General features: G+C 68.2%; 29 protein-coding genes and 1 other RNA gene. 16 read left to right on the top strand and 14 right to left on the bottom strand.

From position 1 onward, the window contains the following. Positions 1–6 precede the first annotated feature (6 nt). Positions 7–1,650, top strand: a complete 1,644-nt coding sequence (pgi, locus tag Q368_RS0107325; RefSeq protein WP_029458527.1) for a glucose-6-phosphate isomerase — start codon at positions 7–9, stop codon at positions 1,648–1,650. Between the two features lie 194 nt (positions 1,651–1,844). Continuing rightward, positions 1,845–2,228 (top strand): nuclear transport factor 2 family protein, encoded by a 384-nt coding sequence (locus Q368_RS0107320; RefSeq protein WP_029458526.1) that lies wholly within the window; start codon positions 1,845–1,847, stop codon positions 2,226–2,228. Here Q368_RS0107320 and Q368_RS0107315 read toward each other — a convergent pair. From Q368_RS0107315 to rnpB, 7 genes are all read right to left on the bottom strand, one after another. Next, a complete protein-coding gene (locus tag Q368_RS0107315) occupies positions 2,221–2,694 on the bottom strand; it encodes a hypothetical protein (protein WP_029458525.1) in 474 nt (157 codons plus the stop codon). The genes Q368_RS0107320 and Q368_RS0107315 overlap by 8 nt on opposite strands. A 12-nt stretch (positions 2,695–2,706) precedes the next feature. Next, positions 2,707–4,038: a vWA domain-containing protein gene (locus Q368_RS0107310; RefSeq protein ID WP_029458524.1), complete on the bottom strand. Its 1,332-nt coding sequence runs from the start codon at positions 4,036–4,038 to the stop codon at positions 2,707–2,709. Continuing rightward, positions 4,035–5,018 carry an AAA family ATPase gene (locus tag Q368_RS0107305; RefSeq protein WP_029458523.1) on the bottom strand — a complete coding sequence of 328 codons (984 nt, stop codon included), beginning with the start codon at positions 5,016–5,018 and terminating at the stop codon, positions 4,035–4,037. The genes Q368_RS0107310 and Q368_RS0107305 overlap by 4 nt, the downstream gene beginning before the upstream one ends. A 251-nt stretch (positions 5,019–5,269) precedes the next feature. After that, positions 5,270–5,488: a hypothetical protein gene (locus Q368_RS0107300; RefSeq protein WP_029458522.1), complete on the bottom strand. Its 219-nt coding sequence runs from the start codon at positions 5,486–5,488 to the stop codon at positions 5,270–5,272. An 11-nt stretch (positions 5,489–5,499) separates the two neighbouring features. Continuing rightward, positions 5,500–5,808 carry a type II toxin-antitoxin system HicA family toxin gene (locus Q368_RS0107295; RefSeq protein ID WP_029458521.1) on the bottom strand — a complete coding sequence of 103 codons (309 nt, stop codon included), beginning with the start codon at positions 5,806–5,808 and terminating at the stop codon, positions 5,500–5,502. A gap of 33 nt (positions 5,809–5,841) precedes the next feature. Then, positions 5,842–7,074, bottom strand: a complete 1,233-nt coding sequence (gene ispD / locus Q368_RS0107290; protein WP_029458520.1) for a 2-C-methyl-D-erythritol 4-phosphate cytidylyltransferase — start codon at positions 7,072–7,074, stop codon at positions 5,842–5,844. 29 nt (positions 7,075–7,103) lie between these two features. Further along, positions 7,104–7,471, bottom strand: an RNA gene (gene rnpB / locus Q368_RS23835) — RNase P RNA component class A. A gap of 139 nt (positions 7,472–7,610) precedes the next feature. Here rnpB and Q368_RS0107285 point away from each other — a divergent pair. The 3 genes from Q368_RS0107285 (at position 7,611) to Q368_RS23810 (ending at position 10,865) form a co-directional block, all read left to right on the top strand. Then, on the top strand, positions 7,611–8,018 hold the full coding sequence (locus Q368_RS0107285; RefSeq protein WP_029458519.1) for a surface-adhesin E family protein: 408 nt from the start codon (positions 7,611–7,613) through the stop codon (positions 8,016–8,018). A 29-nt stretch (positions 8,019–8,047) separates the two neighbouring features. Continuing rightward, the gene (locus tag Q368_RS0107280) at positions 8,048–8,791 is read left to right on the top strand and encodes a DUF547 domain-containing protein (RefSeq protein WP_029458516.1); all 744 of its coding nucleotides are present in this window, start codon (positions 8,048–8,050) and stop codon (positions 8,789–8,791) included. Between the two features lie 85 nt (positions 8,792–8,876). Beyond that, the gene (locus Q368_RS23810) at positions 8,877–10,865 is read left to right on the top strand and encodes an MptA/MptB family glycosyltransferase (RefSeq protein ID WP_245611300.1); all 1,989 of its coding nucleotides are present in this window, start codon (positions 8,877–8,879) and stop codon (positions 10,863–10,865) included. On the opposite strand, the gene Q368_RS0107270 is transcribed toward Q368_RS23810, so the two are convergent. Further along, on the bottom strand, positions 10,849–11,373 hold the full coding sequence (locus Q368_RS0107270) for a rhodanese-like domain-containing protein (protein ID WP_029458513.1): 525 nt from the start codon (positions 11,371–11,373) through the stop codon (positions 10,849–10,851). The two genes, Q368_RS23810 and Q368_RS0107270, sit on opposite strands and share 17 nt — an antisense overlap. A 297-nt stretch (positions 11,374–11,670) precedes the next feature. Here Q368_RS0107270 and Q368_RS0107260 point away from each other — a divergent pair, with 297 nt between their 5' ends. The 7 genes from Q368_RS0107260 (at position 11,671) to Q368_RS0107230 (ending at position 17,682) form a co-directional block, all read left to right on the top strand. Continuing rightward, on the top strand, positions 11,671–12,459 hold the full coding sequence (locus Q368_RS0107260) for a DsbA family protein (RefSeq protein WP_029458512.1): 789 nt from the start codon (positions 11,671–11,673) through the stop codon (positions 12,457–12,459). Between the two features lie 94 nt (positions 12,460–12,553). Then, positions 12,554–13,909 (top strand): sensor histidine kinase, encoded by a 1,356-nt coding sequence (locus Q368_RS0107255; RefSeq protein ID WP_029458510.1) that lies wholly within the window; start codon positions 12,554–12,556, stop codon positions 13,907–13,909. Continuing rightward, positions 13,906–14,598 carry a C40 family peptidase gene (locus Q368_RS0107250; protein ID WP_084158710.1) on the top strand — a complete coding sequence of 231 codons (693 nt, stop codon included), beginning with the start codon at positions 13,906–13,908 and terminating at the stop codon, positions 14,596–14,598. The genes Q368_RS0107255 and Q368_RS0107250 overlap by 4 nt, the downstream gene beginning before the upstream one ends. Positions 14,599–14,639: 41 nt before the next feature. Then, positions 14,640–15,545, top strand: a complete 906-nt coding sequence (locus Q368_RS0107245) for a nitroreductase family protein (protein WP_029458508.1) — start codon at positions 14,640–14,642, stop codon at positions 15,543–15,545. Positions 15,546–15,626: 81 nt separating this feature from the next. Next, a complete protein-coding gene (locus Q368_RS0107240; RefSeq protein ID WP_029458506.1) occupies positions 15,627–16,340 on the top strand; it encodes a L,D-transpeptidase in 714 nt (237 codons plus the stop codon). 59 nt (positions 16,341–16,399) lie between these two features. After that, a complete protein-coding gene (locus Q368_RS0107235; RefSeq protein ID WP_029458505.1) occupies positions 16,400–16,777 on the top strand; it encodes an Hpt domain-containing protein in 378 nt (125 codons plus the stop codon). 32 nt (positions 16,778–16,809) lie between these two features. Then, positions 16,810–17,682 (top strand): SPOR domain-containing protein, encoded by an 873-nt coding sequence (locus Q368_RS0107230; protein ID WP_029458503.1) that lies wholly within the window; start codon positions 16,810–16,812, stop codon positions 17,680–17,682. Here the strand turns inward: Q368_RS0107230 and Q368_RS0107225 are convergent. The 6 genes from Q368_RS0107225 to Q368_RS0107200 form a co-directional block, all read right to left on the bottom strand. After that, positions 17,677–18,615 carry a DMT family transporter gene (locus Q368_RS0107225; protein ID WP_029458502.1) on the bottom strand — a complete coding sequence of 313 codons (939 nt, stop codon included), beginning with the start codon at positions 18,613–18,615 and terminating at the stop codon, positions 17,677–17,679. The two genes, Q368_RS0107230 and Q368_RS0107225, sit on opposite strands and share 6 nt — an antisense overlap. A 40-nt stretch (positions 18,616–18,655) precedes the next feature. Continuing rightward, positions 18,656–19,516: an AraC family transcriptional regulator gene (locus tag Q368_RS0107220; RefSeq protein WP_084158709.1), complete on the bottom strand. Its 861-nt coding sequence runs from the start codon at positions 19,514–19,516 to the stop codon at positions 18,656–18,658. Between the two features lie 48 nt (positions 19,517–19,564). Then, positions 19,565–20,392, bottom strand: coding sequence for an MlaA family lipoprotein (locus Q368_RS0107215; RefSeq protein ID WP_029458500.1), 828 nt, complete (start codon positions 20,390–20,392; stop codon positions 19,565–19,567). A gap of 91 nt (positions 20,393–20,483) precedes the next feature. After that, positions 20,484–21,074 (bottom strand): Tgt2/MlaC family protein, encoded by a 591-nt coding sequence (locus Q368_RS0107210; RefSeq protein WP_029458499.1) that lies wholly within the window; start codon positions 21,072–21,074, stop codon positions 20,484–20,486. A 44-nt stretch (positions 21,075–21,118) separates the two neighbouring features. Further along, on the bottom strand, positions 21,119–21,568 hold the full coding sequence (gene mlaD, locus Q368_RS0107205) for an outer membrane lipid asymmetry maintenance protein MlaD (protein ID WP_029458498.1): 450 nt from the start codon (positions 21,566–21,568) through the stop codon (positions 21,119–21,121). Positions 21,569–21,625: 57 nt separating this feature from the next. Further along, positions 21,626–22,432, bottom strand: a complete 807-nt coding sequence (locus Q368_RS0107200) for an MlaE family ABC transporter permease (RefSeq protein WP_029458497.1) — start codon at positions 22,430–22,432, stop codon at positions 21,626–21,628. Between the two features lie 154 nt (positions 22,433–22,586). On the opposite strand from Q368_RS0107200, the gene Q368_RS0107190 reads away from it, so the two are divergent. Genes Q368_RS0107190 through Q368_RS0107175 form a run of 4 tightly spaced genes read left to right on the top strand, consistent with a single transcriptional unit; the run spans position 22,587 to position 26,290 of the window. Further along, on the top strand, positions 22,587–23,264 hold the full coding sequence (locus Q368_RS0107190) for a TetR/AcrR family transcriptional regulator (RefSeq protein ID WP_029458496.1): 678 nt from the start codon (positions 22,587–22,589) through the stop codon (positions 23,262–23,264). Further along, positions 23,251–24,228: an HlyD family secretion protein gene (locus Q368_RS0107185; protein WP_029458495.1), complete on the top strand. Its 978-nt coding sequence runs from the start codon at positions 23,251–23,253 to the stop codon at positions 24,226–24,228. Before Q368_RS0107190 ends, Q368_RS0107185 begins: the two co-directional genes overlap by 14 nt. Further along, positions 24,225–25,148: an ABC transporter ATP-binding protein gene (locus Q368_RS0107180; protein ID WP_029458494.1), complete on the top strand. Its 924-nt coding sequence runs from the start codon at positions 24,225–24,227 to the stop codon at positions 25,146–25,148. The genes Q368_RS0107185 and Q368_RS0107180 overlap by 4 nt, the downstream gene beginning before the upstream one ends. After that, positions 25,148–26,290 carry an ABC transporter permease gene (locus Q368_RS0107175; protein ID WP_029458493.1) on the top strand — a complete coding sequence of 381 codons (1,143 nt, stop codon included), beginning with the start codon at positions 25,148–25,150 and terminating at the stop codon, positions 26,288–26,290. The genes Q368_RS0107180 and Q368_RS0107175 overlap by 1 nt, the downstream gene beginning before the upstream one ends. The last annotated feature ends 56 nt before the right edge of the window (positions 26,291–26,346 follow it).

Here is a 26,346-nt window from a genome sequence, read left to right as displayed (position 1 = left end):
CACCCCATGCCGCTTTTCACGGAACTGCCCGCTTACGCCGCCCTGGCCGAGCATTTCGAGATCGCCAGGGACCTGCGCATGCGCGACCTGTTCGCCGCCGACGCCGGCCGGTTCGACAAGTTCTCCCTGCGCCTGGGCGACATCCTCTTCGATTATTCGAAAAACCGGGTGACGGAAGAGACCATGTCCCTGCTGTTTGAACTGGCCCGGCAGGCGGGCGTCGAGGCCCGGCGCGACGCGATGTTCTCCGGCGAAAAAATCAACCGCACCGAGGACCGGGCCGTGCTGCACGTGGCGCTTCGCAATCGCGCCAACCGCCCCATTCTGGTCGACGGCGCGGACGTCATGCCCGATGTCAACCGGGTGCTCGCGCAGATGCGTGATTTCTGCGCGCGCATCCACTCCGGGGCCTGGAAGGGATACACTGGCAAGAAGATCACCGACGTGGTCAATATCGGCATCGGAGGCTCGGACCTGGGGCCGCAGATGGCCTCGCTCGCCCTGGCCCATTACGCCGTGCCCGGCATGACCGCGCACTTCGTCTCCAACGTGGACGGCACGCATCTGGCCGAGACGTTTAAGCGCGTCGATCCCGAGACGACGCTTTGGATCATCGCGTCGAAAACCTTCACCACGCTCGAAACCATGGCCAACGCGCACACGGCGCGCGACTGGTTCCTCGCCCATGCCAGGGACGAGGCCGCCGTGGCCCGGCATTTCGTGGCCCTTTCCACCAACGCCGCCGCCGTGGCCGCCTTCGGCATCGACACGGAGAACATGTTCGCCTTCTGGGACTGGGTCGGTGGGCGCTATTCGCTGTGGTCGGCCATCGGGCTTTCCATCGCCCTGGCCGTGGGCTTCGACAAGTACGCGGCCATGCTCGAAGGGGCGTTTGCCGCCGACGAACACTTCCGCACCGCACCGCTGGATAAAAATATCCCCATCGTCATGGGGCTGCTCGGCATCTGGTACAACAATTTTTTCGGCGCGCAGACGCAGGCCATCCTGCCCTACGACCAGTACCTCACGCGCTTCGCCGCCTATTTTCAGCAGGGCGACATGGAGAGCAACGGCAAGTCCGTCTCGAACGACGGCCGGTTCGTGGACTACACCACCGGCCCCATCATCTGGGGCGAGCCCGGCACCAACGGCCAGCACGCCTTCTACCAGCTGATCCACCAGGGCAGAAAGCTCATCCCCTGCGATTTTCTGGCCGCGGCCAAGAGCCTCAATCCCCTGGGCCGGCACCAGGACATGCTGCTGTCGAACTTCTTCGCCCAGACCGAGGCCCTCATGCGGGGCAAGACCGTGGAGCAGGCGCGCGAGGAGCTTGCCGGCAAGGGCTATGCGCCCGAGCGCCTGGAACTGCTGGCCCGGGCCAAGTCCTTCGAGGGCAACCGGCCGACCAATTCGTTCCTTTACGACTCCCTGGACCCGAAGACGCTCGGCACGCTCATCGCGCTCTACGAGCACAAGATTTTCACCCAGGGCACGATCTGGGACATCAATTCCTACGACCAGATGGGCGTGGAGCTCGGCAAGGTGCTGGCGGGCGCGATCCTAAAGGAACTGGAAGACGCAAAGCCCGTGGCCTCGCACGATTGCTCGACCAACGGGCTGATCAATTACTACAAGATGTTGCGCGGATAATGATATCGCTTCTCCCGTCAGGGGAGGAGGGCCGGGCATACGGATTACGCCGCAACTGTCGTCGGCACGCCGCGGTCTGGAAGCGTTTTCCGCACGTTGCCAGCGAAAATGCGCCATTGCGGGATGCTGCCGTTCCTCTGCTGTGGAGCGTGCAAGCACTATGAAGCGCAGCGGCTTTTGGGACAGAGGCATCCATGCGCGACGAGGCAAAACGAGCCCTGATCGAGCGATATCTTGCCGCCTATAATGCGCTTGATGTCGAGGGCATGATGGAAACGGTGCATCCTGATGTTGAATTCAGCAACATCGCCAATGGCGAAGTCAACGCGAGGACCTCGGGCGCTGAGGCGTTTCGTGCGTTGGCGGAGCAATCAAAAAAATTATTCGCGTCCCGGAAGCTGGCCGTGACAGGATTTGAAGCAGCCGGCGACATGGCGAACATCTCATTGGATTTTCACGGTGTTTTGGCGGTCGATCTTCCCAATGGATTGCATGAGGGCGATTGCATAACGCTCTCCGGTCGATCCGAATTTGTCTTTTGCGACGGCAAACTCTCGAAGATTACGGACATCAGCTGAGCGCAGGCTGTTTCGCCAGCCGCAGCAGCCTGTCCGCCACGATGGCGGCGGCCATGTCCCGCTTGAGTTCCCCGGAAACCACGAGTTTGCCCGTCACGTCCATGGGCTCGCTGGCATGGGCCGCGGCCAGCTCCTGCTCGAAGGCCGCGCGCAACAGCCGAAACGATTCCTCCACTTCGGGATAGGCGTTGTCCTCCCGCCACGGCAGGCGCAAGGTCTGCCCGGTGCCGCGCATGGCGTGGCTCGGCGTGGACAGGCTGTAATGGCCCGCCGGCGGCGCGCCGGCGCGCTCGTGCTCGTGCGGGTGGCAATGGGCCTGCCACGAAGCCGGCGGCTCGGGAATGGTCGATTCCACGCGCACGTAGGGCAGGGCGAGGCCTTTTTCGTGGCCTTCCAGGATGACGGAATAGGTCAGTTCCGGCCGCAGGTTGCCACGTTGTTTCTCGATGCGCCAAGTGATGAGCATGCAAAAGCCTCCTTACGCCGCCGGCAGTTCGAGGACATCGCCGAAGGGCGGCCGGTTGCGGGCCGATTCGGGAGCGACCCACAGCACCGGATAGGTCGGTTCGTCCGGGTAGCGGTCGCATTCCAGGTCCGTGCAGTAGATCAGGCACGCCGGGCGCAGGCCGATGGCCTCCACCACGGCGAAAACGGGCCGATAGTCTGTGCCGCCGCCGCCGGCGGGAAAGAGCGCGAGCGGCGGGTCGTTGCGGGTGAGGACCACGGGGTCGCTTGCTGCGGCGTCGCAGAAAGAGACGAGCAGGCGCGTGTCGCAGGTGTCGAGAATGGCCGTCAGCTCGGCGCAAAAGGCCCGCAGCAGCGCGTCGCCCACCGACCCGGACGTGTCGATGGCGAGCACCACGTCGCCGAGCTGTTGGCTGCGCGGCGATGGCAGGTACAGCCCCTGGTGCACGTGGCGGCGATTGGGCGGCGACCAGGAATAGTCGTTTACCGCGCGCGAAAGGATGAACCGGCGCAGCAGCACGCCCCAGGGCAGGCGCGGCTGCGCCAGTTCCCCGAGCTGGCGGGCGAGCCCAGCGGGCAGGTTGCCCATGTCCGAGGCGCTGCGCAGCGACTGGCTGACGTCCTGGCGCAGCCGCGTCGTCAGTTCGCGGCGCGTGGCCTCGCCCGGGTCGCCGGCGAGGTCCGGGTGGTCGCGCACCTCGCCCCGGGCCGGGGCGGATGCGCCATCGCGGGGTTTGTCCGGCGCGTCGCGATCTCCGGATGCGGACTGGCGCGTTTTCTTCGCGCCCTTGGCGTCGAACTTCCCGGCCGCCGCCTCGGCCTGGCGCGCCTTGCCGGCAAAAGGCGCCTTGCCTTCGCCGCCGCCCATTGCGTCCGGGGCGCTGGCGTCCTTGCGCCGGGAAGGCTTGCCGCCGCCCGCGCCCGGGCGTTCTTCGAGTTCCCCGGAAAGCGCGGCGTAAATGGCCTCGGCCGGGCGGCCGGCGTGGGCGGCGTCGAAGGGGTAGCCCTTGGGCAGGGTGAACCCGGCTTCGGCGAGCAGGCCGTTTACGGCCAGGTCGCAGGCCTTGTTCCACAGGGCCGGGTCGCGGTCGCGGCGGCGCAGGTGGTGTTCGAAGCTCACGTGCAGGATGACGTGGGCGAGCATGGCCGCAATGTCCTCCTCGTCGCGACAGACGAGGACGTTCGGGTTGTAGCCGAGCGTCACGCCGTCGGTCCAGAGGTCCGCGCAGGCCGCGTCCTCGCGCAGGAAAAGGCGCAGGGCCATGGCTCCGAAAAACGGGTGGCCGAGCACCAGCTCCATGCGCGCCCTGGCCAGTTTGCGCGCCACGGGATCGGGGCCGTTCACGCGAACACCTCGGCGTTGTCGCGCGCCCAGGCGGCGAAGGCGTCGGTCGCGGCGGTGGTTTGATCGTTGCGCACGGCTTCGCGCATGAGCAGCACGCCGAATTCCGCCGGCAGCCGCGCGGCGTAGCGGGCGAGTGCCGGCATGGTTTCGGGTCGGGCATGCCTGCCCAGGGCTTCGCAGATGGCCGTGGCCACGGCCGGGTCGCGCGGGGCCGGGGCGGCGTCGGGATCGGCCAGCACGGCGTCGGTGTCGGGCAGCTCCCGCCACAGGCGCAAAAACGCGTCGAATTCCACGGCCGCGCCCTCGCCCACGGCCCCGGCGACGAGCGATGCTTCGATGGCGGCATCGGGCCGGGCGGCGAGCAGGGCGGACACGAACGCCCAGGAGCGCGGCGAGGGAAAGGCGCGGTCGGCGCGGGTGGGATCGAAATCGTGCAGCAGCGCCGGGCGGAAGCGCAGGAACGCGGTCACTTCCGGCCGGATACCCGCGCGTTCCGCCCAGGCCAGCCAGTCCGGCAGGTGCGGTTCAAAATCGAGGTGCACGAAGCGGTTGGCCAGGGCCGTGGGCATGCGGTGGGTGACGGCGCGGTCCTGGTCGCGGTTGCCGGCGGCGAGGACGGCCCAGCCGTCTGGCAACTGGTACTCGCCGAGCGCCCTGTCGAGGATGAGCTGGTAGCAGGCGGCCTGGACCAGGGGCGGCGCGGCGTTGAGTTCGTCGAGAAAGAGCACGCCCGCGCCGTCGGTCGGCAAAAAGGCCGGGGCGCGCCAGTGGGTGCGGCGATCCTCACCGATGTGCGGCAGGCCGCGCAGGTCCACGGGATCGAGCAGCACGGCGCGGATGTCGAGCAGGGGAAGGTGCAGGACAGCGGCCGTTTGCGCCGCCACCTGGCTTTTGCCGACACCCGGCGGTCCCCAGAGGAACACGGGCTGGCGCGCGGCGATGCAGGTTTGCAGGGCGCGGCCGACATGGGAAGGAATCACGGGAAAGTCGCCTCCGAAACGGTATTGTCCCGAACCGTCGCGGCAGCCGGTGCAGGAGCGCGCCTTGGGGCCCGGCGCGGACTTCCGGGCCTTGCGGCGCGTCGGGCATGACCTCCGGCGCGGACGATCCGGGACGCCTTCTGGTATTGGAAATGAAAATCATTGTCAACTGGAAGGGCGTGGCGTCACGCGCAGCGGGAAAGGGGCATGGGGCGCAATGGCAGGGCCGCGCGGGGGCGCGCGAAAGGGCTTCAGGCCGACGGTGCGTCGGGCGAAAGGCAGGCATCGCCGCACACGGACAGGTAGTCGTCCACGGCTTCCTCGAAGGCGTGTTGCAGGTCTTGCGGCGTTTCGCCGTGAAAGGTCACCACGTCGCGGATGCCGGCGATGCGGCCGTGCAGGCCGCCGTCCTCGACCTGACATTCCAGGCAGTAGCCCTTGTAGGTCGCGTAGCAGGCGTCGTTTGCCATGTGTTTCGACCTCAGGCCGTCGCGCCGGCCCGGACGAGGAAATCCCGGACATCGGCGGCGCAGCCTTTTCCCAGCACGTTTTCCGGATGCGGGCGGTGGAAGAAGCCCTTGACCCCGCCGAGCAGGAACCGCACCCGCGAGCCGGTTGTTTTCTGGTGATGGTGGATTTCCCGGCCGCCCAGGGCGCGAATGAGCGCCGTGACGTCGTCCCAGGCGATGTCCGCCCGGGGAGGGGTGACGAAAAGGGCCTGCCAGGTGCGCTGGCGGGCGCTGTTGAGCTTGACCGGCGGAAGCGGCGCGACGGCGTCGTTTAAGGCCATGACCGGAGTATAACCCGACCCGGGCGCGCGGCGTCAAGACCCCGGGGCCGCGGAGGCGTCCTGCCCGGCCTGCCGCCAGCCCGTGACCAGGGCCACGGCCTTGATGCCTTTTTTCTCGCCGGTAAACCCCAGCCCCTCTTCGGTGGTGGCCTTGACGTTGACCTGGGATCTGTCGAGCCCGAGCAGCGCCGCGACGTTTAAGCGGATGGCCTGGGCATGGGGGCCGATGCGCGGAATCTGGCAGATGACCGTCAGGTCCACGTGGCTGATGGCAAGTCCCCGGCTTTTCGCCAAAAGCAGCGCTTCGCTCACGAACACGCCCGAGGCCATGTTGTCGAAGTCCGGGTTGCTGTCCGGGAAAAGCGCGCCGATGTCCCCACCGGCAACGCAGCCGAGGATGGCGTCGACCAGGGCGTGCAGCAGCACGTCGCCGTCGGAGTGGGCCAGCACCTCGGGCGCGCCGAGGATGGGGTAGCCACCGAGCTTCATGGGCCGGGCCGGCTGTTTGCCGGGGCGGGCGGGATCGGCGTAGCGGTGGACGTCGTAGCCGTAGCCGACCACGGGCACGGCGACGGCGGGGCTTGCGGCGAGCAAGGCGAGGTCCTCCGGGTTGGTGATTTTGCGGTTTTCGGACGCGCCGGCCACGGTCGTCACGTCCTGGCCGAAGTGTTCGACGAGGCTCGCGTCGTCGGTGACGTCGAAATCCTCGCCGGCATGGGCGAAGGCCTGGCGCAACAGGGACAGTTCGAATCCTTGGGGGGTCTGTACCGCGGCCAGGGCGTTGCGGTCGAACGTGCGCGCGACCACGCCGCCCGACATTTCCTTGATCGTGTCCGTGACGGGCAGGACCGGGATGACGGCCTTTTTTCCCGCAAGCAGGGCGTCGATGACCCGGCCGATCAGCGGCGGATCGGCGAAGGGGCGCGCGGCGTCGTGCACGAGCACGAAGCGGCACGCGCGCGGCAGGGCGGCCAGCCCGCTCGCCACGGAGTCCTGCCGCCGCACGCCGCCCGGGGCGGTCACGACGGCAACGCCCGGGTCCTCCCTGGCGCGAAGCGCGTCGAGCTCCGCCTGCGCGGCCGCAAGGTCGGCCGGGGGAAAGACCACGACCACGCCCGCGACCTCGGGGCAGCGCGCGAAGGCGCGTAGCGAGCGCCAGTAGAGCGGGCGGCCGTCCAGGCGCAGAAACTGTTTTTTGACGCCGCCTGCGGCAGAGGCCAGCCGGGTGCCGGACCCGGCGGCCAGGAGCACGGTCCACACGGACACGGGAATTCCTTTGGGTTGGCGGTGAAAAAAGGGGGAGCCGGCCGATAAGCCGGGTTTTGTTCCCCGGAAGATCCGGGGCGGTCGTCATTCCTCTAGGACCGCGATTACTCGCGGCCTCAAGCAACCTACCCGAGGGCACGGCCGGGCCAGCCTTGACGCCCTCCTATTTGGTTTTGCTCCGAACGGGGCTTGCCGAGCTTGCCGCGTCGCCGCGACAACTGGTGGGCTCTTACCCCACCGTTTCACCCTTACCCGCGCGGGGTTCGCGCGGGCGGTTTGCTTTCTGTGGCGCTCTCCCGGGATCGCTCCCGCTGGGGGTTACCCAGCGTCCCGCCCTATGGAGCCCGGACTTTCCTCCCCGGGCCTTGCGGCCCGCGGCGACGACCTGTCCGACTCCCCGCAATCCCCATAAGGCCCTTCGCCCGCTTCGTCAAAGGGCGGCAAGGGGATGGCCGCCTGCGCTTGTGTCCGGGCGTAGCCGATGCTAGTGTCCATCCTGGGGAAATTGGGGCGCGCATGGGAGAGGAGGACCGGGCATGCGGGTAGTGGTGTTATGCCTGTCGGCGTTGTTGGCCATGGCGGCTTCGGCCCTGGCCACGGACTGGAAGTTTCTGGCCGCCCATGCGGACAAGTCGGTGAGCCTGTATTACGACCCCCATTCCGTGCGGGTGCGGGGGGATTTCGTCCAGGTCCGGATCAAGCGCGTTTTTTCCGAACAGGAAGGCCGGGAACTGGCCGAGGACCACAATGCGCCGGAACCCGTGGCCTATGCCGTGGAGCAGGTGACCCTCGATTGCGAGAACAAGCGGATCGCGCGGCGCGCCGGGGTCTGGATCGGCGTCAGCGGCAAGGCCCTGGACCGCGATGCGCCGGCCTCGGGACTACCCTGGCGGCCCATGCGCCGCGGGGGCCTCGGCCGGGCGCTGTGCGAGGAGCTCAATTGACGCCGCCCGGGGCGGAAGGGAAACGGCCCATGGCCGGGAGGATCGTCGCCGCGCTGTGCGCGCTGGCGTTTTTTTTCACGGCGGCCGCAAGCCGCGCCGCCGACCGCGACGCCCCCTACGCCGCGCTGCTCGCCGCCCATGTCGCGGACGGCGTGGTGGATTACGCGGGACTTAAAAAAGACGAAGCTACACTCGACAACTACCTTGCCGCCCTGGCCGCCGTGGACCCGGCCGCCCTGTCCGGCCCGGAGCGCTTCGCCTACTATATCAACGTCTACAACGCCTGGACGCTCAAGCTCATCCTCGAACATTACCCCGGCATCCGCTCCATCAAGGACGCGGGGAACCTTTTCCGCTCGCCCTGGCAGCGCGCGTTCGTGCGCCTGCGTGCGGGCACGGTCAGCCTCGACGACGTGGAGCATGGCATCCTGCGGCCGCAGTTCCACGACCCCCGCGTGCATTTCGCGGTCAACTGCGCCTCCAAGAGCTGCCCGCCGCTGGCCGGCGCGCCCTATGCGGGCGCGACCCTGGACGCCGCCCTGGACGCGGCCGCACGCGCTTGCATCAACAACCCGGCCAACACCTTTTTTAAGGACGGCACGCTCCACGTCAGCCGCATTTTCGACTGGTACGGCGAGGACTTCGGCGGCCCCGAGGGCGTGTGGCGCTTCATCCGGCGCTACGCCGCTCCGCCCCTGGCCGCGGCCATGGACGCGGCCGGACGGCACGAGCTGGCCTATACGCCCTACGACTGGTCGCTCAACGGGCGGTGACGCCATGCCGTCGTCCCGTTGCGAAGCCGCGCGCGCCGCGTCCGACGCTGGCGGGGGAAGCCGCCGCGCGCCATGGCGCGCCGTTTTGAAATTCCCGCATCCGCTGCTCGCGCTTGCCGCCTGTCTGCTCGCCCTGGCCCTGTGCGGGGCGTTTGCGGCCGGGCGCGGCGTGTACGCGGCCTGCTTCGCCGCGTCCTTCGCCGCCCTGGCGTTTGCCGTGCGGCGGTTCCCGGACGGCGGGCGGGGCAGGACGACCGTCATGCTCCTCGGCCTGGGGCTTGCGCTACGCCTGCTGTTTCTGTGCGCGTGGCCGGCCGATTCCGACGTCAACCGCTACATCGTCGAAGGGGCGCTGCAACGGCGCGGCGGCAACCCCTACCTGCTCGCCCCGGGTGATGCGCGCACGGCGGCGCTTTTGTCCGAACCGGCGCGGCAGGCCCTGCCCGGGGTCAACCACAAGGAGCTTGCGGCCGCGTATCCGCCCCTGGCCGAGCTCTATTGCCGCCTCGTGGCGTCTGTTTCGCCCACGCCCCTGGGATTTAGGGCGGCGGCGGCCCTGGCCGACCTGCTCGGCTGCGCGGCCCTTGCCATGGTCCTTTCCCGGCGCGCCGCGCCGGCGGCGCTGCTGCTTCTTGCCGTGGCCAACCCGTTGTCCCTGGTCATGGGCGCGGGGGAAGGCCACCTCGATGCGCTCATGATCCCGCTCGTTTCCCTGGCGCTTTGGGCCTTCGGCTCCCGGCGCGACGGTTTCGGATTCGCCTTGCTCGGCGCGGCGGGCATGGTCAAATACCCGGCACTTGCGCTCGCGCCCTTTTTCATGCGCGGCGGCAATGCGAAAAAAGCCCTCTGGGCCGCCGCGCCGCTTGGCGCATTTGTCTTTTTCGCCGGCGCGGGGACAGGGCTTTTCGCCTCCCTGGCCGCCTTTGCCCGCTTCAATGCCCATGGCGGGCCGCTTGCGGCCCTGCTCTGGCCGCTTTTCGGCCCGGCCGCGCCGGTTGCCGCCATGAGCATCGGCGCGGCCGCGCTGGCGCTCTTGTGGCTCGCCGTCCAGGACGTCCGGCGCGGCCCGGCCGCGGCCTGCTGCGTCGCCCTGGCCTGCCTGCCCACGGTCTATCCCTGGTATTTGCTACCCCTGGTCCCGCTTTGGGCGCTGCGCCCGACGTGGGCGCTGTGGTGGCTCTTTGCCGCCCAGGGACTGGTGACCACGCCCGGCTGGCTGCGCCCGGCAGGGCTCGGCGGCGAGGGCGCGGCGCTCGCCGCCGTCTGGCTGCCCTGGCTCGGCCTGGTCCTGGCCGGAGCCGTGCGCCCGCTGATGCTCGTGCGGGGCAGGGCGTTCGCTCCAGCGCCGCGCCTGGCCGTGGTGGTGCCGGCCCGGGACGAGGCCGCGCGCCTGGGCGCATGCCTTGGCTCCCTGGCCGCGCCCCTGGCCGCCGGGGAGATTGCGGAAGTGGTCGTGGCCGACGGCGGCTCGCGCGATGCGACCGTGGACGTTGCCCGCGCGCACGGGGCGCGGGTGATGGTCGCGGCCGGCGGCCGGGGCGGGCAGATCGCGGCGGGGGTCGCCGCTTGCGCGAGCGAGGCGGTGCTGGTGCTCCATGCCGATTGCCGCATGGACGCCCACGTGCCGCGCCGGGTGCTCGGGGCGCTTTCGCGCACGCCGCAAGTGGCCGGAGGCGCGGTCGGCATGCGCTTTGCCGGCGGCGGGACCAGGCTTTCGCTCGTTTCCGGCCTCAACACCTTTCGCGCGCGGTTTTTCGGAATCAGCTTCGGCGATCAGGGACAATTCTTCCGCCGCGAGGCCCTGGCGGCTGGCGGCGGTTTCCCGGACATGGCACTCATGGAGGACGTGGAGCTGTCGCTAAGGCTGCGCGAAGCCGGCGAGACCGTGCTCCTTGGCGGCGGCATCGTCGTTTCGCCGCGGCGCTGGAGCGGCGAGGGCTTTTTTGCGCGCATGCTTGCCGTGCTGCGGCTTTTCACGGCCTATCTGGCCGCGCGGCGGCTGGGGCTGGCCGACGCCACGGGGCGGCGCTATTTCCTGCGCTATTACGGCCGGGAGCCTACCATACGGCGGTGAAGGCCTTGGGCGCGAGGTCCCAGGTCCGGCCGTAGACGTGGACGGTCTTCGTGGGTTCGCCCTTGGCGTCGACGAGCGTGCCGCCGGCATGGAGCCAGCCGAGGAGCCCCCCGGCCAGATTGGCCACAGGCAGGCCCTCTTTCGCCTCCTGCGCGGCCCAGACGCCGCTGCGGTAGCCGATGGTGCAATAGGCCACGGCCTTTTTGCCGGCGAAACGCCCGGGATCGGCCAGGTATTGTTTGGCGGTCACGGCCCCGGGCAGGGTGGAGACGGCGCGTTCGACCGGTTCGCGCACGTCGATGGGCAGCAGTTCGCCTTGTTGCGCCAGGGCCACGGCTTGCGCGGCAGAGATTTCCGGGGCCTGGGGGAAGTCCTTCTTGTAGCCGGCGTAGAGTTCATAAACCCGGGCCTTGCGCGCGGCGTCGTCCGCCGGCGGGCGCGAACACGCGCAAAGGCCAAGGAGCAGCAGGGCCACAAGCGGCAGCCAGGAAAGGCGTTGGTGCGGCATGGCGTCACTCCCCGGCCTTGCGGCCCGTTGCGGCGTTATTCCCGGAATCGGTATCCTCGCTGTGCCGTCCCCGGCGGCAGGACTCGGGCAGTCAGGTGCCCCCGGGACCGGCTTTGGGTCCCGTCAGGCAAAAGACCAGGAAAACGGCGGCAAGCCCCGCCAGGAGCAGCAGGAGTTCCATCCTTTCCGCCTACCCTATTCGGGGCCGGGAGTCGATGGGCGGCGGATGACAGGCGCAGGCAAAGGTCCTATAAGCGGCGCGAGGCTCATGCCGCAATGACATCTCCTGGAGGACCCATGCGCGAGTGGAAATGGGCGATCGCCCCTGTGCTGGTCGCGGCTTTGGCCGGTCCGGCCCATGCCGACGACGATCTGGAACGGGTGCGCACCGTGTTGCGCGAACATCCCGAAATCGTTATAGAAGCCCTGCGTCAGCAAGGTCCGGCGGTGCTCGAGGTCGTCGAGGTCGCGGCCAGGAACCGCCAGAAGGAAATGGAACGGGCCCGTTTCGCCGCGGAACTGGCCAAGCCCCTCAAACCCGCCCTGGATGCCGGCCGCGCTTCGATCGGTCCCCAGGACGCGCCGGTGACCATCGTCGAATATTCGGATTTCCTGTGCCATTTCTGCGCTCAGGCCGCAGGCACCGTCAAGAAGCTCACCCAGGACCATCCCAAGGACGTGCGCCTGGTGTTCAAGCATTTCGCTTCGGGCAAAAACGACGTCCGGGCGGCGCTCTACTTCGAAGCCATCAACCTCCAGGACCCCAAAAAGGCCTGGGCGTTCATGGACAAGGCCTTCGCGAACCAGAAGGACGTCGCGGAAAAGGGCGACGAGGCGCTTTCCGCCATGGCCAAGGAGCTCGGCGTGGACATGAACCGCCTGGCCAAGGACCTGCAGCGCAAGGACCTCGCCGATCGCATCGCGGCCGACGTCAAGGAGGCCCGGGATTTCGGCTTCAACGGCACGCCGATCTTCCTGGTCAACGGCGCGGCGGTGCGCGGCGCCGTGCCCCTCGAGGTGCTGGAGGAGTTCGTGGCCGTGGCCAAGGACCCCCAGGCCGCCGCGGCCAAAGCCAAGAAACCCTGACGCGCCGACCTGCGGTTCGGCGCTTGCCATCGGGCCGCCGCAGGCCTATTTGTAGCGCAGGCCGGGGGGTCTCCCCCCCGGCCAGAGGCGCACCATGCCGAGCGTCAGACAGATACTTGTCCAAAACGTCATCAAAACCCTGCCGGTGGGCCTTGTCGTCATCGATCCCAAGGGGAACGTGTTGGTGGCCAGCCCCTCGGCGGGGACGTTGCTGGGACTGCCGTCGGATTCCCTGGAAGGGAAGGGGTGGCGCGCCTTGTTGCGGCCGGAACCGTTCAACGAGCAGTTCAACCGCAACCTCGTCGAGGCCGTGGAAAGGGGCCGATCCTTCCGGCATTGCCTGACCGAATACCTGCGCCCCGACGGGGAACAACGCCGCTTCTCCATGACCGCCTCCTGCCCGGAGCTCGACGGCAGGCGGGCCGGCGTGACGCTGCTCATCGACGACGTCACCGCGCTCTATCGCAGCCGGGAACGCGAAACCATCGTGTTGCGCGAAAAAAACCGCCTGCAATACGACATGATCGAGAGCCTCAATAACCTGGCCCTTTCCGTGGCCCATCAGATCCGCAATCCGGCGGCGGCCATCGGCGGTTTCGCGCTCAAGCTCCTGCGCGAGCACAAGGAGCGGCATCTGGAAACCGAGTCCCCGGACATCATTTTCCAGGAGGCGCGCCGGCTGGAGGAGCTCGTGGCGGCGGTGGTGCGGCTTGCGTCGTTGCCGCACCCGCGCCTGACGGCGGTCAATCTCGCCGATCTGGTCCGGGAAGCGGCGGACAGGGCCGAACGGGAGGCCGAGAGCCTGCACAAGCGCCTGGAATGTTCGCTTTCCCTGGAAGAGGTCGAGATCGTGGCCGATGCGGGCCTGCTCGGCCAGGCGCTCCAGGAAGTGTTGCAAAACGCCGTGGAATTTTCCGGAAAAGACGTCGCCCATGTTGCCGTGGCCCTGAGTCGCCGCGACGACGGCGTGGCGATCACCGTTGCCGACGACGGGCCCGGCGTGCGCCAGGATCTTGTCCCGTTTCTTTTCGATCCCTTTTTCACCACCAAGGCGCGTGGGGCGGGCGTGGGCCTGACGTTGGCGCGCAAGGCCGTACTCGAGCACAACGGCGAGATCACGCTGCAAACAACCGAAAGCGGCGGGGCGACGGTACTCCTGCGCCTGTTCGACACTCCGGAGTCGGGCCTTGGCCGCGAGGCGTTCTACGGCCCCATGGGCCTCGATGTGCGCGAACTCAAGAACAAGGCCCGCGAGCTCGGCCTCGACGTCTCGGGGCTCACCACCATCGACGCCGTGCGCGCCATCCAGAAGGGCGAGGGCTTTGCCCCCTGTTTCGCCTGGGGCGTCCATGACCGTTGCGGCCAGGAGCTGTGCTCCTTCCGCCGCGAATGCGTCAAGACCACGCGCATCGGCGACGTCCGGCGCATCACCTACGGAGGCGCGGTATGAGGCCGGGCGCGCGCATGCTGGCCGCCTTCGGGCTTTGCTGCGGCGCGGTGCTCATTGCGCCCGCGCCCGGGGCCTGCCGGACCATCTATGGCTACGAGGACAGCCTCGGCATGCTGCATACGAGTCCGGTCAAGGTCAACGCGAACTACAAGCCGCTTTTTGAAGGCAAGGCCGACCATGAGGCCCTGATGCACGCCCTGCGCGCCCAGGCCGCCCTGGGCGGCCCGCCGCCACCCAGGCCCCAGGCCGCCGTGCTCCCCGTGGACATGGGGCCGCTTTCCGAACGCGGCGAGCGCATCCTGGGCCTGGCCGCGCCGTACATGGGCGCGCCCTACCGCCTGGGTGGCGACGGCGCGGCCGGTATCGATTGTTCGGGCCTGACCAGGGCCGTATTCGCCCGCCTGGGTTGCGACCTGCCGCGCCAAAGCCGGCTCCAGGCGGGCCTGGGCCAGCCGGTCGCGCCGACGGAACTCGAGGCCGGGGATCTGCTCTTTTTCGCCACGGACCGCGCCGCAGGCATCAGCCATGTGGGCATCTACCTCGGCGGCGGGCGCATGCTCCATTCGAGCCCGAGGCGGGGCGGCGTGGGAGTGGACCGGCTGGCCGGAACCGATTACGAACGGTGGCTCGTCGGGGCCCGGCGGCTGGCCAAGGTCGAGCCGGCTCTGGCCGACAGGGGCCGGCCCTGACGCCGCGTTTTGCCTCGCACGCGCATGGAGAGATATCCGGCATGGCAAGTCCGCTTCCGATAATCGACCCCGAAGCCTGCGTCGGCTGCGGCGCGTGCGCCCGGCTGTGCCCGTCGGGGACCATCGCCTTCGACGGGCAGCGCGCCGCGGTCAAGGGGACGGACTGCATCGGCTGCGGCCATTGCCGGGCGGTGTGCCCGGCCGCAGCGGTGACTTTGGGCGACGAGGAAAATTACGCCGACACCTTCGCCACCTTCACCCCGTCCGGCAAGGTTGTCGCGCCGGGGGAATTTTCGCCCGAACTTCTCGTCGATTTGCTGCGCTCCCGGCGTTCCTGCCGCGCGTTTACGGAAAAGGCCGTGCCCGGCCCCATGCTCGAGGACCTCATCCGCGCGGCCGTGACCGCGCCGTCGGGCACCAATTCCCAGGCCTGGACCTTCACCGTGCTCACGTCTCGGGCGGCGGTGGCGGGGTTCGGCGAGGTCGTGGCCGGATTTTTCCGGCGGCTCAACCGCATCGCGGCCATGGGCCTTGCGCGCAAGGCCTACGCCCTGATCGGCCGCCCGGAGCTTGAGAACTATTACCGGGAGTATTACGCTTCGGTCGCGGACGCCTTGGCCGCCTGGGACCGCGACCGCACGGACCGGCTTTTTCACGGTGCCGTCGCCGCCGTGATCATCGGCTCGCGGCCCGGGGCGAGCTGCCCGGCCGAGGATGCGCTGCTGGCCGCGCAGAACATGCTGCTGACGGCGCATGCCATGGGGCTCGGGACGTGCCTGATCGGCTACGCCGTGGAGGCCATGCGCCATGACAGGCGCGTCAAGGCCGCGGCGGGCCTGCCGCCCGAGGAGGCCGCCCATGCCGTGGTCGCCCTGGGTTGGCCGGATGCGAATTTTTTACGCCAGACGGCGCGTCGCCGTCCGGTCGTACGATACAAGACCGCTTGAGGGGACACCGGCGGTCGGATGCTGCGCGCGGCGCATGGCCCTCGTGGGGACGAGAGGCGGTGCGCCCGGGAGGATGCTGCGATGCGGGGGCGGGGACTTTTCGTTTTGGCGGCGTGCCTGGTGTTGGCCGCGCCGGGGGTGGGGCTGGCCCAAAAGACCGAGACGGCTTCGTTGCAGGGCCTGACGCTCGTGCGCGAGCCGGCGGGCGGCGCGCGGGAAGCCGTGCCGCGCCATGCGGTCGCTTCGTATGCGCCCGTGGCCGACGGCGGCGGCCTGGATGCGTATCTGGCGTCCCTGACGCGTTCCGGCGGCCAGGGGAGTCTCGACGAACGGGTCGCGGAATTTAATGCGAGCAAGAACCGGTATTCCATCGAGGTGCGCCTGTCCCAGCGCAGGCTTTACCTCTACGAGAACCTGCCCGACGGCTCGCGACACCTGGCCCGCGCCTATACCGTGGCCGTGCCGGGGCGGGACATGGAAGCGCCCCAGGGCTGGGGCGTGGTTACGGGCATCAGTTTCGAGCCCTGGTGGCGGCCGACCCCGGCCATGAAGGAGCGCGCCCGCAAGAAAGGCAAGACGCTCCCGGAGGTGGTGAAGCCCGGCGTCAAGGAAAACCCGATGGGACCGTTCAAGATCATCCTGTCCCACGGGTACGGCTTTCGCATCCACGGCAACAACAACCCCGGCTCTATCGGCCGGCCGGTCACCAGCGGCTGCATCCGCATGCGCAACGATGAGGGCAAGGATCTGGCCAGGTTGATCGATGTGGGCACGGAAGTGGTCTTTCTGCAATAACCCCGGTTCGAGCGGTTCGGGGTACGGCGCTCGGGAGGCGCCGCAGCTGCGGAGGGTGCATGAAGGGAGTGTATCCATGCGGGGCAGCCATGGCGCCCGAGGACAGACAGGCCTTCGACCCTGATGCGGCCCGCGAACGCATGGGCGTGGGCAGGAAGGAATTCGCACGATTTTTCGACTACATCTGGAATGAGGTCCGGGAGCGGCGTTCACGGCTCGACGAGGCATGGCGGGCCGGGGATTGGAAGGCGGTGGCCTTGCATGCCCATACCGTGAAATCCTCCGCCGCCGCCATCGGGGCAGAAGGGCTGCGCCGCACCGCCGAGGCCGTGGAACGCGCGGCCACCGCCGGGGACGCCGCCGCCCTGGAGGAAGCCCTGCGCACCTTTCATGCGGCCCGGGACCTGCTCGCCCGCCTCGTGGGCATGGCGTTCTGACCCGGGACGAAACCCCGACCAAAGGAGTCGCCATGCGGCTTGCGACGACCCTGTGCGTCCTGGCGGCGCTTTGCCTTTCCGGCTGCGCTGCGGACAAGAGTTTTGAAAAGGAGATCCTGGGCCATCCCGCTCCGGAATCGTCCACGGACACCGGTTGGTCGCGGACGCCGCCACCGCCGCCACCGCCGCCGCGCCAGACGCCGCCGGCCGCTCCGGCATATGCCCCCGCGCCTGCGCCGTCCGCCGCCGCGCCAGCTCCTGTGCCGGCAACCGTGCCGGCTCCCGCATCGGGCTCCGTGCCGTCGACGTCTCCGGCGTCGCGGCCGCCAGCGGGAGCGGACTATACGCCAAAGCCGTTCACGCCCGCCCCGGCCGCGCAGCCGGCGGTGGAAAAACCGGGGGCCGCGCTGTTCGAACAACAGGCGCAGCAGCCGGCTCCCGAGCCTGCGCCGCAGGCCGTCTCCACTGCCGCTCCCGCGCCGCAGCACGCGGCTGTGCCCGGCGACCAGTCCTACCTCACATTCCAGGTCGGGGAATTCGCCCATGCCGCATCGGGCAAGCAGCTCATGGCGATCCTGGAGGCGAAGGGCTTTTCCACCCGCATGGACCAGGGCAAGCGCAACAACAAGCCCTTCTACACGGTTTCTGCCGGCAAGGCGGGCTCGCGCGCGATGCTTGAGGCCGAACTGCTCGGCGCGGGCGTGACCGAGCCGCGCCTGGTCTCGGAGCGGCCTGCCGGCACCAAGGCTCCGGCCGCGGCGAGCGCGCCTGCTGCCGCGCCCGCGCCGAAAGCCCAGCCGGCGGCCGCGCCCAAGGTCTCGGCCCCCATCGCACCGCCCATTGTCGAGCCTGCGCCGCCCCTGCCGGACGGCTACGTGCCGCCGCCGAAGAAAACCGGCTCATGAGTCGTGACGTTCGACCCGGACCGCCCCTGCGACGGCGGTCCGGGCCGGGCGTGCCGTTCCTGCCGTGGCCAGACAGACGATGCCGGCCAGCACGGCCGCGCAGCCGGCCATCTCCCGCCAGCCGATCCGTTCCCCGCACACCAGCGCCGCAAAGGCCAGGGCCGCCACGGGCATGATTCCCGTGGCCACGCCGGCCGTGGCCGCATCCACCCGCACCACGCCGTAGAACCAGCACACATAGGCTGCGACCGTGACGCCGAGGGCGTAGTGGAGCACGGCCGCCACGGCCGTCGGCGTCAGGTCCGCGGCGGTGATGTCGCCGGCCTGCCAGAGCCCTGGCCCAAGGAAGAGGGCCGTGCCGCAAAGCGAGACCCATAGCGCCGCGCCAAGCGGGGAGAGCGGCTCGGGCACGGCGCGGCGCAGCAGCAGGAAGGCCGCCTCGAAGACTACGGCGCAAAGGACCAGGGCATTGCCCTGCAAGGGGGCGGGGCCCTGTGCCGCGCCCGCGCCGGCGGTAAGGACGGCGATGCCGGCCATGGTCGCGAGGATGCCGCCGACGGCCCGGCCGGAGGGCCGTTCCCGGAACAGCAGCCAGCCCATGAGCGCCACGGCGGCGGGCGTCGCGGCTGCGGTCACGCCGGCTTCGGCCGCGCCGGTCAGGCGCAGCCCGGACAGCAGGCAGACCGTAAAGAGGAAGGAACCGCACAGGGCCTGGGCGAACACGATGGCGAGGCTTCGTCGGGACAGGTGCGGCAGCCGGCCTTCGCGCACGAGGACAAGGGGCGCGAGCACGAGGCTCGCCAGGGCAAAGCGCAGCAACGAAGCGAAATGGATGGGCAGGGTCGCGACCAGGACACGGCCCGTGGCCAGCGAGGAGCCTACCAGGATCATGGCCGCGATGAGCGCGGCCACGGCTTTGACGCGTGTCGCCATGTCTCCTCCGAAAAAAGACGTTGGCGCAGGCGTACGTGTTTTACGCGTCGACGTTTTGAACGATCTTGCGGTAGGCCCCGGGCGTGAGGCCGAAACGGCGCACGAAGGCGCGGGTCAGGTGGCTCTGATCGGCGAACCCCGTGTCGGAGGCGATGTCGGCCAGGCGTTCGGGGCCGGACAGGGCAGCGCGGGCGGCGCGCAGGCGGTTGGCCAGCAGGTGGGCGTGGGGCGGCAGGCCGGTGTGGCGGGTGACGGCACGGGCGAAGTGCCAGGGGGAAAGGCTCGCGGCGGCGGCGAGCTCGCCGAGCGTGACGTTCTCGCGAAAGCGCGCGGCCAGGATGTCCAGGGCCATGCGCACGGCCCGGGGCTCGGGGCCGGGGTCGCGCGCGGGCGCGGGCTGCGCGGCATAGCGCGCGATCCAGGTCGCCAGGAGTGCAAGCACGCAGGTTTCGCGGGCCAGATCGCTCGCCAAAGGCGAAAGGATGCGGCGGTGGGCGGCGGCGACCATGGCCGCAAGCCCCGGGTCCTCGATGACGCCCTGGCGGAAAGAGGGCAGGGCCGCGCCTTCGGGCAGGACCCGGGCCAGGGCCTCGGGCGGCAGATAGAGCATGCGGTAGCGCCAGCCCTCGGGCAGGGCCGGTTCGCCGTCGTGGGGCACGCCCGGCTGGACGAGGTTGACGCTGCCGGCCGGGGCCACGAGGTTGCTCCCCCGGTAGCGGAAGGCCAGGGCGCCGGATTCGATGACGCCCAGGGCGTAGCCGTCGTGGGCGTGGCGGGAAAAGCGTTGGCGGCGATAGCTGGCCCGCACGGCCAGCGCGCCCGGTCCCAGGAAGGGCAGGGCCTTGGCGATAAGGTTGTCGCTTGTCGGAGATGCGGAGAATGCGGAGGGCGGGTTTTGCATACGCGACCGCCGCCGCGCCCGGGGCGCGGCGGCGGCAGGCGCAACGTGCTATTGGGAAACGGCGTTGCGGCGGAACTGGATGTAGGCGTCCTTTATGGCGCTGTAGGGATCGACCGCCGGCTTGGTCACGCTGTCGTAGGTCTCGAGGGTCTCGGGCAGGTTGTTGAACACGTCGCCGGCCTTGACGACGTAGGACAGATACCAGGGGTTGTCCTCGCCCTGGATGGACCAGGGGCCGAAGATCCAGAACAGCGGGTTGGCCACGGCGTCGCCGGCCAAGCCCACGGAGTCGCGCGCGGAGGAGGGGCCGAGGAACGGCCAGACGATGTAGAAGCCGTCGCCGATGCCCCAGAACCCCAGCGTCTGGCCGAAGTCCTCGTTGCCGGGCTGGAGGTTCGGATCGGACTTGGCCACGTCCATGAGCCCGCCGACACCGAGGGTGGTGTTGATCATGAACCGCCCGAACTCCTTGGAAGCCTTGGTGAAATTGAGCTGGAGCAGGGCGTTTACGAAGCGGATGGGGAAGATGAAATTCTGGTAGGCGTTGCTGAGCCCCTTGCGGACCATGGACGGGACGATGAAGGCGTACCCCTTGGCGAAGGGGCGCATGAGCCCGCTGTAGAACAGGTGGTTGAAGCCGAACCAGAATTTGTTCCAATGGTAGAACGGATCGGCGATGGGCGCGGGCGCGGTTTCGGCGTAGTCTTCGTCGGCCTGTGCCGGAGTGGTCGCTGCCGTGGACGCGGCAGGGGCGGCGACGGCCGGTTTGGGGCTTTCCTGGTTGATCGGCGTTCCGGCCGCCTGGCAGATGGGAGCGGCCAGGAGCAGGGCGGCGAGCAGGACAAGGAGGGTGTTGCGCGGCAAGGAGGTTGGCATAAGGTATTCCCCGGCAAGGCGGTCCGTAGCGTTTCCGGTTCTTCGGGCCAAGGCGTCGCGGTGTCGTTGGGAGCCGCGCGGCCCTGGCCGGTCAGGACCTTTTTGCGGTGATCTTCGCGATCAGCGCATCCGGCGTTTCGTTTACCAGGATCTGGCCGAACTGGGTGCGGTAATTCTGCACGAGGCTTACGCCTTCGATGACCACGTCGTAGACCTTCCAGCCGTTGTGATCGGACAAGCGGTAGGAGATGGGGATCTCCTTGCCTTTGCCGACGACCTTGGTGTCCACTTCGGCCTTGCCGGGTCCCAGGTCCTGTTCCTTGAGATACTGCACCTTTTCATCGGTGTAGCTTTCGATTTTGTCAAGGTACGTATTCTGGAGAAGCTGCCCGAACGCGGTCACGAAACGCTGCTGCTGCTCGGGGGTGAACTTGTTCCACTGCGCGCCAAGCGCCCGGCGGGAAAGCTCCTTCATGTCGAAGACGGCGTCGATGGCCGTGATGAGCTTGGTCCGCATGGTCGGGCGGGTGTCGGGATTCTTGTAGGCTGGATCGGCGAGCAGGGCGATGACTTTGTCGATGGAGGCGCTCAAGGCTTCGGTGGGCGCTCCGGCCAGCGCAGGCGCGGCCAGGACGGCGACGATCGCGAGGGCTAAAAACATGCGGCTTGCGAAACGATGCATAAGGATTTCCACGCGTTCAAGTGACGGGGTTGCTGGGGCGTGTGTTATTTCACGCCGCCGAAAACATACTTGCCGATGAGGTCGCCAAGGTCCACGGAAGGCTCCGTCTCGACGATCAGCCCGCCCGGGCCGAGAACGTCGTCCGAGCCGCCGGGGGAAATCTTGACGAACTTGTCGCCGATCAGGCCGCTGGTCTTGATGGAGGCGATGGAATCGTCGGTGAGGCGCACGCCCTTGTCGATGTCGAGGGTGACGAGCGCCATGTTGTCCTTGGTGTCGAGGTTGATCCCCGCCACCCGGCCGATGCGCACGCCGGCCATTTCCACGTACGCGCCGTTTTTGAGCCCCGTCACGTCCTTGAACCGGGCCGTCACCGGATACCGGTCGCCGCCGAGCACCTCGAGCTTGCCGAGCTTGACGGTCAGGTAGGCCACGCACATAAGCCCCGCCAGGACAAAGATCCCGACCGTGGTTTCCATGGAGTATTTTTTCATGCCACTGGCCTTTTACGGATATCCCGCCGAAGTTGCAACACGGCCCGCCTTGCGCCCTCACAGGAGAAACGAGGTCAGGACGTAGTCCGCCACCAGGATGGCGACGCAGGAGAAGACCACCGCCGCCGTGGTGGCGAGGCTGACGCCCTTGGCCCCGAACCCGTCCCGTCGGGCATGGGTGAAATAGCCCTCGTAGCAGCTGATGGCCGCCACGAGCACGGCGAAGAGCAGCGACTTGACGAAGCCGCCGGTCACGTCGCCCATCTCCACGGCCGCGTCGATGCGGTCGAAATAGACGCCGGGGTTGATGCCCAAAAGCACCACGCCCGTGAGGTAGCCGCCGCAGATGCCCACCACGTCGAAAATGGCGGTCAAAAGCGGAAAGCAAAGCAGCGAGGCGGCAAGCCTTGGCGCAATGAGAAAGCGCATGGGGTTGATGCCCATGGTCCACAGGGCGTCGATCTGCTCCGAGATGCGCATGATGCCGATTTCCGCGGCCATGGACGAGCCCGCGCGGCCCGTGATCATGATGGCCGTCAGTACCGGCCCGAGCTCCCGGATGATGGACAGGGCCACGGCCGCGCCAAGAAGCCCCTCCGAACCGAACTTGACCAGGGTGTAATAGCCTTGCAGCCCGAGCACCATGCCCGTGAAAAGCCCTATGAGCACGATGACGAAGATGGACTTGACCCCGATGAAGTAGACCTGCTGCACGATCTTGCGCAAAGGTGGCGCGGGCACGACGATGCGCCAGAGCCCCTGGACCAGGAAGATGCAGAAGCCTCCGAGCTCGGCGATGACGGTCAGTGCCGTCCTGCCGACATAAGCTGCCGGGGAAAGAAGAAGTGTGATGGCGTCGGTCATGGTATGTCGGCTTCATGCGCCCCTTGCGTGGGCCGGCCGCACTTCGGATTACACCGCTTTCACGCAAATGAAAAGCGTTCCCGGCGCGTTCGGCATCCTTGACGGGGACAACCGGATGTTTTAACCGTTTGGTTAAACGAAAAGGTTGAAACATATGGTCATAGCCAATGCCCCGGATTCGGTCCGGGAACGCATCCTCGAAGCGGCGGCCGAGGAATTCGGCCGGGCAGGTTTTTCCGGGGCCAAGGTGGACGCCATCGCCAGGCGCGCCGGGGTCAACAAAGCCGGCCTCTACTACCACGTGGGCAACAAGGAAAAGCTCTACGAAACCGTCATGCTCCACCTGTTCGGCCAGGTGGCCGGCGCGCTGGAGCAGGCGGCCGGCGCGCCGGGTTCGTGCGGCACGCCGGGCGAGGCCTTCACCGCCCTGGCCACGGCCCTGGCCGGGCTTTTCACCAAGCTGCCCATGCTGCCGCGCATCATGGCCCTGGAGATGGCCTCGGGCGGGGCCAACATGCCGGCGGCGGCCATGGCGGAATTTCGCCGCATCTTCGGCGTCACGCGCGGCATCCTGGAAAAGGGTGCGGCGCAAGGGGCGCTCGTCCCGGCCGAGCCCGTTCTCGTGCACCTGACGCTCGTCGGGACCATGGTCGTCTACAGCCTGTCCGAGCCGCTGCGGGCGCGGTTCGCTGCCGCGTCGCAGGGACTTGGGCTGCGGCTCGATTCGCCCCTGGCCGATGCCGCGGCCTTCGTCGGAGGGCTGCTCGGCAAGGGGCTGGCCGCCCCGGCCCAACCGGACGCGTCCCAGGAGACAGGCCATGAAAACGACTGACCGTTTCGTTTTTCCCGCGCTTCTCCTTGTGCTGCTTCTGCTTGCCGGGTGCGAGTCCAAGGGCTCGTCGGCCTACCAGGGGTATATCGAGGGCGAATTCGTGTACGTGGCCGGCAAGATCGCCGGGCGGCTGGACGCGCTCGACGTGGCTCGGGGCGACGTGGCGGAGGCCGGGCAAACGCTTTATGTGTTGGAGCACGCCTACGAGACCGCGGGCGTCGCCCTGGCCGAGGCCGATCTGCGCCAGGCCGAGGACACGCTGCACGACAGGCAAAAGGGGCTGCGGCCGGAGGAGATCGCGCAGATCGAAGCCGACCTGCGCCGGGCCGAGGCCTCGCACACGCTTTCCTCCCTGGAATACGACCGCCGTATCAAACTGTACGGCGATGCCGTCATCGCCAAGGAGGAACTCGACACCTCGCGCACGACCCATGCCCGGGACAAGCAGCAGGTGCGGGAACTGGAAGCCAAGCTGGCCACGGGCAAGCTGCCGAGCCGCGTGGACCAGATCCTCGCCGCCAAGGCCGCCGTGGAGGCCGCCAGGGCCGCCCTGGACCAGGCGCGCTGGAACCTCGGCCAGATGACGCAGGCCGCCGGCGTCTCCGGTCTGGTCTACGACGTGCTGCACTACGCGGGCGAATGGGTGGCGGCGGGAAGCCCTGTGGTGACGCTCTTGCCGCCGGCGAACGTCAAGGTGCGCTTTTTCGTGCCCGAGGCCGTGGCCGGCTCCCTCGCCCTGGGGCAGCGCCTGCGCGTGGCTTTCGACGGCGGCGCGCCCGTCGCGGCCACCGTCTCCTACATCGCGCCCTCGGTGGAATACACGCCGCCGGTCATCTACAGCCAGGGCTTTCGCGAAAAGCTCGTCATCATGGTCGAGGGGCGGTTTGCCCCGGACGTGGCGGCGCGGATGCATCCCGGGCAACCCGTGGACGTGACGCCGGAAGCGGGCGGTGGCGCGTCATGAGCGCGGACGCGGCGGCCCCGGTCATCGACGTCGCGGGGCTCACCAAGATCTTCGGCAAAAAGACCGTGGTGGACCACATCGACATGCGTGTCGGACGCGGGGAAATCTACGGCTTTCTCGGGCCCAACGGCTCGGGCAAGACCACGTTCATCCGCATGCTCTGCGGGCTGTTGCGCCCCGACGACGGCACGGGCACGTGCCTGGGCTTCGACGTGCGCGAGCAGGCGGAACTGATCAAGCCCCATGTGGGCTACATGTCCCAGAAGTTCTCGCTCTATGAAGATATGACCGTGCGGGAAAACCTTGATTTCATCGCGCGCATGTACGGCGTCGCGGACCGCGCAACGGCCATCGCCCGCACCATCAAGCGCATGAACCTGGGGCGCTTCCGCGACCAGCTGGCCGGCACGCTTTCCGGCGGCTGGAAGCAGCGCCTGGCGCTTTCCGCCTGCATGATCCACGAACCGAAGCTGCTGCTGCTCGACGAGCCCACGGCCGGCGTCGATCCCATGGCGCGGCGCGATTTCTGGGACGAAGTGCACAAGCTCGCCGGCGAGGGCATCACGGCGCTCATTTCCACGCACTACATGGACGAGGCCGAGCGCTGCCACCGCCTGGCCTACATCGCCTACGGCCACTTGCTGGCCACGGGCACGGTGGCGGAGATCGTGGCCGCCGAGGGGCTGGCCACGTTCGAGATCGCCGGGCCGAAACTCTACGACCTCATCGACAGGCTGCGCGGCCTGCCGGGTGTCGAGCAGGTGGTGGCCTTCGGCGTGACCCTGCACGTGAGCGGCCGCGACGAAGCGGCCCTGACGCAAAGCCTCGCGCCGTATGCGGCCGAGCCCCTTGCCGTGCGCCGGATTCCCTCCAACCTCGAAGAGGTCTTCATCAGCCTCATGCGCAAGGCGACGACATGATGCGACAGCTTTTCACTTTTTCGCCCAAGCGGTTCGCGGCCATGGTGTCCAAGGAATTCACCCAGATGCGTCGCGACCGCGTGACTTTCGGCATGATGGTCGGCATTCCGCTGCTCCAACTTATTCTCTTCGGCTACGCCATCAATTCCGATCCCAAACATCTGCCCACGGCGATACTGGACAACGACCGCTCGGTCTTTTCCCGCGACATGGCCACGGCCATGAAAAACAGCCTCTATTTCCAGTTCACCCAGGACCTGCGAACGGAGGCCGAGGCCGACGAACTGCTGCGCCTGGGCCGCATCCAGTTCGTGCTGACCATACCGCAGAATTTCGGCCGCGACCTCATCCGCGGCAAGCGCCCGGTGGTTTTGCTGGAAGCCGACGCCACCGACCCTTCGGCCACGTCCAACGCCGTGGCCGCCATCCGCCAGGCCGCAACCGACGCCTTCAACCGCGACCTGACCGGGCCGCTGTTGTCGTTGCGCGCCGGGGAAGGCCCCGTGGACCTGCGCCTGCACGCCCGCTACAACCCAGAGGCCATCACGCAATACAACATCGTGCCCGGGCTCATGGGGGTGGTGCTGACCATGACGCTCGTCATCATCACATCGCTCGCCATCACGCGCGAACGCGAGCGCGGCACCATGGAAAACCTGCTCATCACGCCGGTGCGGCCGACGGAAGTGCTGCTCGGCAAGATTCTGCCCTATATCATTGTGGGGTATTTGCAGATGGGCCTGATCGTGCTGGCGGCGCGCCTGCTGTTCCATGTGCCGGTAATCGGCAGCCTGCCGCTGTTGTTTCTGGTCTCGTTTCCGTTTATCGCCGCCAACCTCGGCGTCGGCATCACCTTTTCCACCATCGCCCAGAACCAGTTGCAGGCCGTGCAGATGTCGTTTTTTTTCTTTCTGCCGAGCATCCTGCTTTCCGGGTTCATGTTTCCTTTCCAGGGCATGCCCGAGTGGGCGCAATGGATCGGCTCGGTGCTGCCGCTGACGCACTATCTGCGCGTGGTGCGGGGCATCGTGCTCAAGGGCAACGGCTTTTTCGACATCCTGCCGCACATGTGGCCCATTGGCCTGTTCCTGCTCGTCTCCCTCGGCCTTGGCGTCAAGCGCTACCGCCAGACCCTGGACTAAACCCCTGCTTCCCCCCTTCGGGGTGGTCCAGGAGGGGCCCTCGGCCCCTCCTGGCC

This window comes from Solidesulfovibrio alcoholivorans DSM 5433, from assembly GCF_000702665.1.
Classification (GTDB): domain Bacteria; phylum Desulfobacterota; class Desulfovibrionia; order Desulfovibrionales; family Desulfovibrionaceae; genus Solidesulfovibrio; species Solidesulfovibrio alcoholivorans.
This window is presented reverse-complemented; position numbering and strand designations above follow the sequence as displayed.

Excerpts from the sequence above, each read along its gene's own strand:
- pgi (WP_029458527.1), top strand. The coding sequence starts at position 7 with ATGCCGCTTTTCACGGAACTGCCCGCTTACGCCGCCCTGGCCGAGCAT.
- Q368_RS0107320 (WP_029458526.1), top strand. The coding sequence starts at position 1,845 with ATGCGCGACGAGGCAAAACGAGCCCTGATCGAGCGATATCTTGCCGCC.
- Q368_RS0107315 (WP_029458525.1), bottom strand. The coding sequence starts at position 2,694 with ATGCTCATCACTTGGCGCATCGAGAAACAACGTGGCAACCTGCGGCCG.
- Q368_RS0107300 (WP_029458522.1), bottom strand. The coding sequence starts at position 5,488 with ATGGCAAACGACGCCTGCTACGCGACCTACAAGGGCTACTGCCTGGAA.
- Q368_RS0107295 (WP_029458521.1), bottom strand. The coding sequence starts at position 5,808 with ATGGCCTTAAACGACGCCGTCGCGCCGCTTCCGCCGGTCAAGCTCAAC.
- Q368_RS0107285 (WP_029458519.1), top strand. The coding sequence starts at position 7,611 with ATGCGGGTAGTGGTGTTATGCCTGTCGGCGTTGTTGGCCATGGCGGCT.
- Q368_RS0107280 (WP_029458516.1), top strand. The coding sequence starts at position 8,048 with ATGGCCGGGAGGATCGTCGCCGCGCTGTGCGCGCTGGCGTTTTTTTTC.
- Q368_RS0107270 (WP_029458513.1), bottom strand. The coding sequence starts at position 11,373 with ATGCCGCACCAACGCCTTTCCTGGCTGCCGCTTGTGGCCCTGCTGCTC.
- Q368_RS0107260 (WP_029458512.1), top strand. The coding sequence starts at position 11,671 with ATGCGCGAGTGGAAATGGGCGATCGCCCCTGTGCTGGTCGCGGCTTTG.
- Q368_RS0107255 (WP_029458510.1), top strand. The coding sequence starts at position 12,554 with ATGCCGAGCGTCAGACAGATACTTGTCCAAAACGTCATCAAAACCCTG.
- Q368_RS0107250 (WP_084158710.1), top strand. The coding sequence starts at position 13,906 with ATGAGGCCGGGCGCGCGCATGCTGGCCGCCTTCGGGCTTTGCTGCGGC.
- Q368_RS0107245 (WP_029458508.1), top strand. The coding sequence starts at position 14,640 with ATGGCAAGTCCGCTTCCGATAATCGACCCCGAAGCCTGCGTCGGCTGC.
- Q368_RS0107240 (WP_029458506.1), top strand. The coding sequence starts at position 15,627 with ATGCGGGGGCGGGGACTTTTCGTTTTGGCGGCGTGCCTGGTGTTGGCC.
- Q368_RS0107235 (WP_029458505.1), top strand. The coding sequence starts at position 16,400 with ATGAAGGGAGTGTATCCATGCGGGGCAGCCATGGCGCCCGAGGACAGA.
- Q368_RS0107230 (WP_029458503.1), top strand. The coding sequence starts at position 16,810 with ATGCGGCTTGCGACGACCCTGTGCGTCCTGGCGGCGCTTTGCCTTTCC.
- Q368_RS0107225 (WP_029458502.1), bottom strand. The coding sequence starts at position 18,615 with ATGGCGACACGCGTCAAAGCCGTGGCCGCGCTCATCGCGGCCATGATC.
- Q368_RS0107220 (WP_084158709.1), bottom strand. The coding sequence starts at position 19,516 with ATGCAAAACCCGCCCTCCGCATTCTCCGCATCTCCGACAAGCGACAAC.
- Q368_RS0107215 (WP_029458500.1), bottom strand. The coding sequence starts at position 20,392 with ATGCCAACCTCCTTGCCGCGCAACACCCTCCTTGTCCTGCTCGCCGCC.
- Q368_RS0107210 (WP_029458499.1), bottom strand. The coding sequence starts at position 21,074 with ATGCATCGTTTCGCAAGCCGCATGTTTTTAGCCCTCGCGATCGTCGCC.
- mlaD (WP_029458498.1), bottom strand. The coding sequence starts at position 21,568 with ATGAAAAAATACTCCATGGAAACCACGGTCGGGATCTTTGTCCTGGCG.
- Q368_RS0107200 (WP_029458497.1), bottom strand. The coding sequence starts at position 22,432 with ATGACCGACGCCATCACACTTCTTCTTTCCCCGGCAGCTTATGTCGGC.
- Q368_RS0107190 (WP_029458496.1), top strand. The coding sequence starts at position 22,587 with ATGGTCATAGCCAATGCCCCGGATTCGGTCCGGGAACGCATCCTCGAA.
- Q368_RS0107185 (WP_029458495.1), top strand. The coding sequence starts at position 23,251 with ATGAAAACGACTGACCGTTTCGTTTTTCCCGCGCTTCTCCTTGTGCTG.
- Q368_RS0107180 (WP_029458494.1), top strand. The coding sequence starts at position 24,225 with ATGAGCGCGGACGCGGCGGCCCCGGTCATCGACGTCGCGGGGCTCACC.
- Q368_RS0107175 (WP_029458493.1), top strand. The coding sequence starts at position 25,148 with ATGCGACAGCTTTTCACTTTTTCGCCCAAGCGGTTCGCGGCCATGGTG.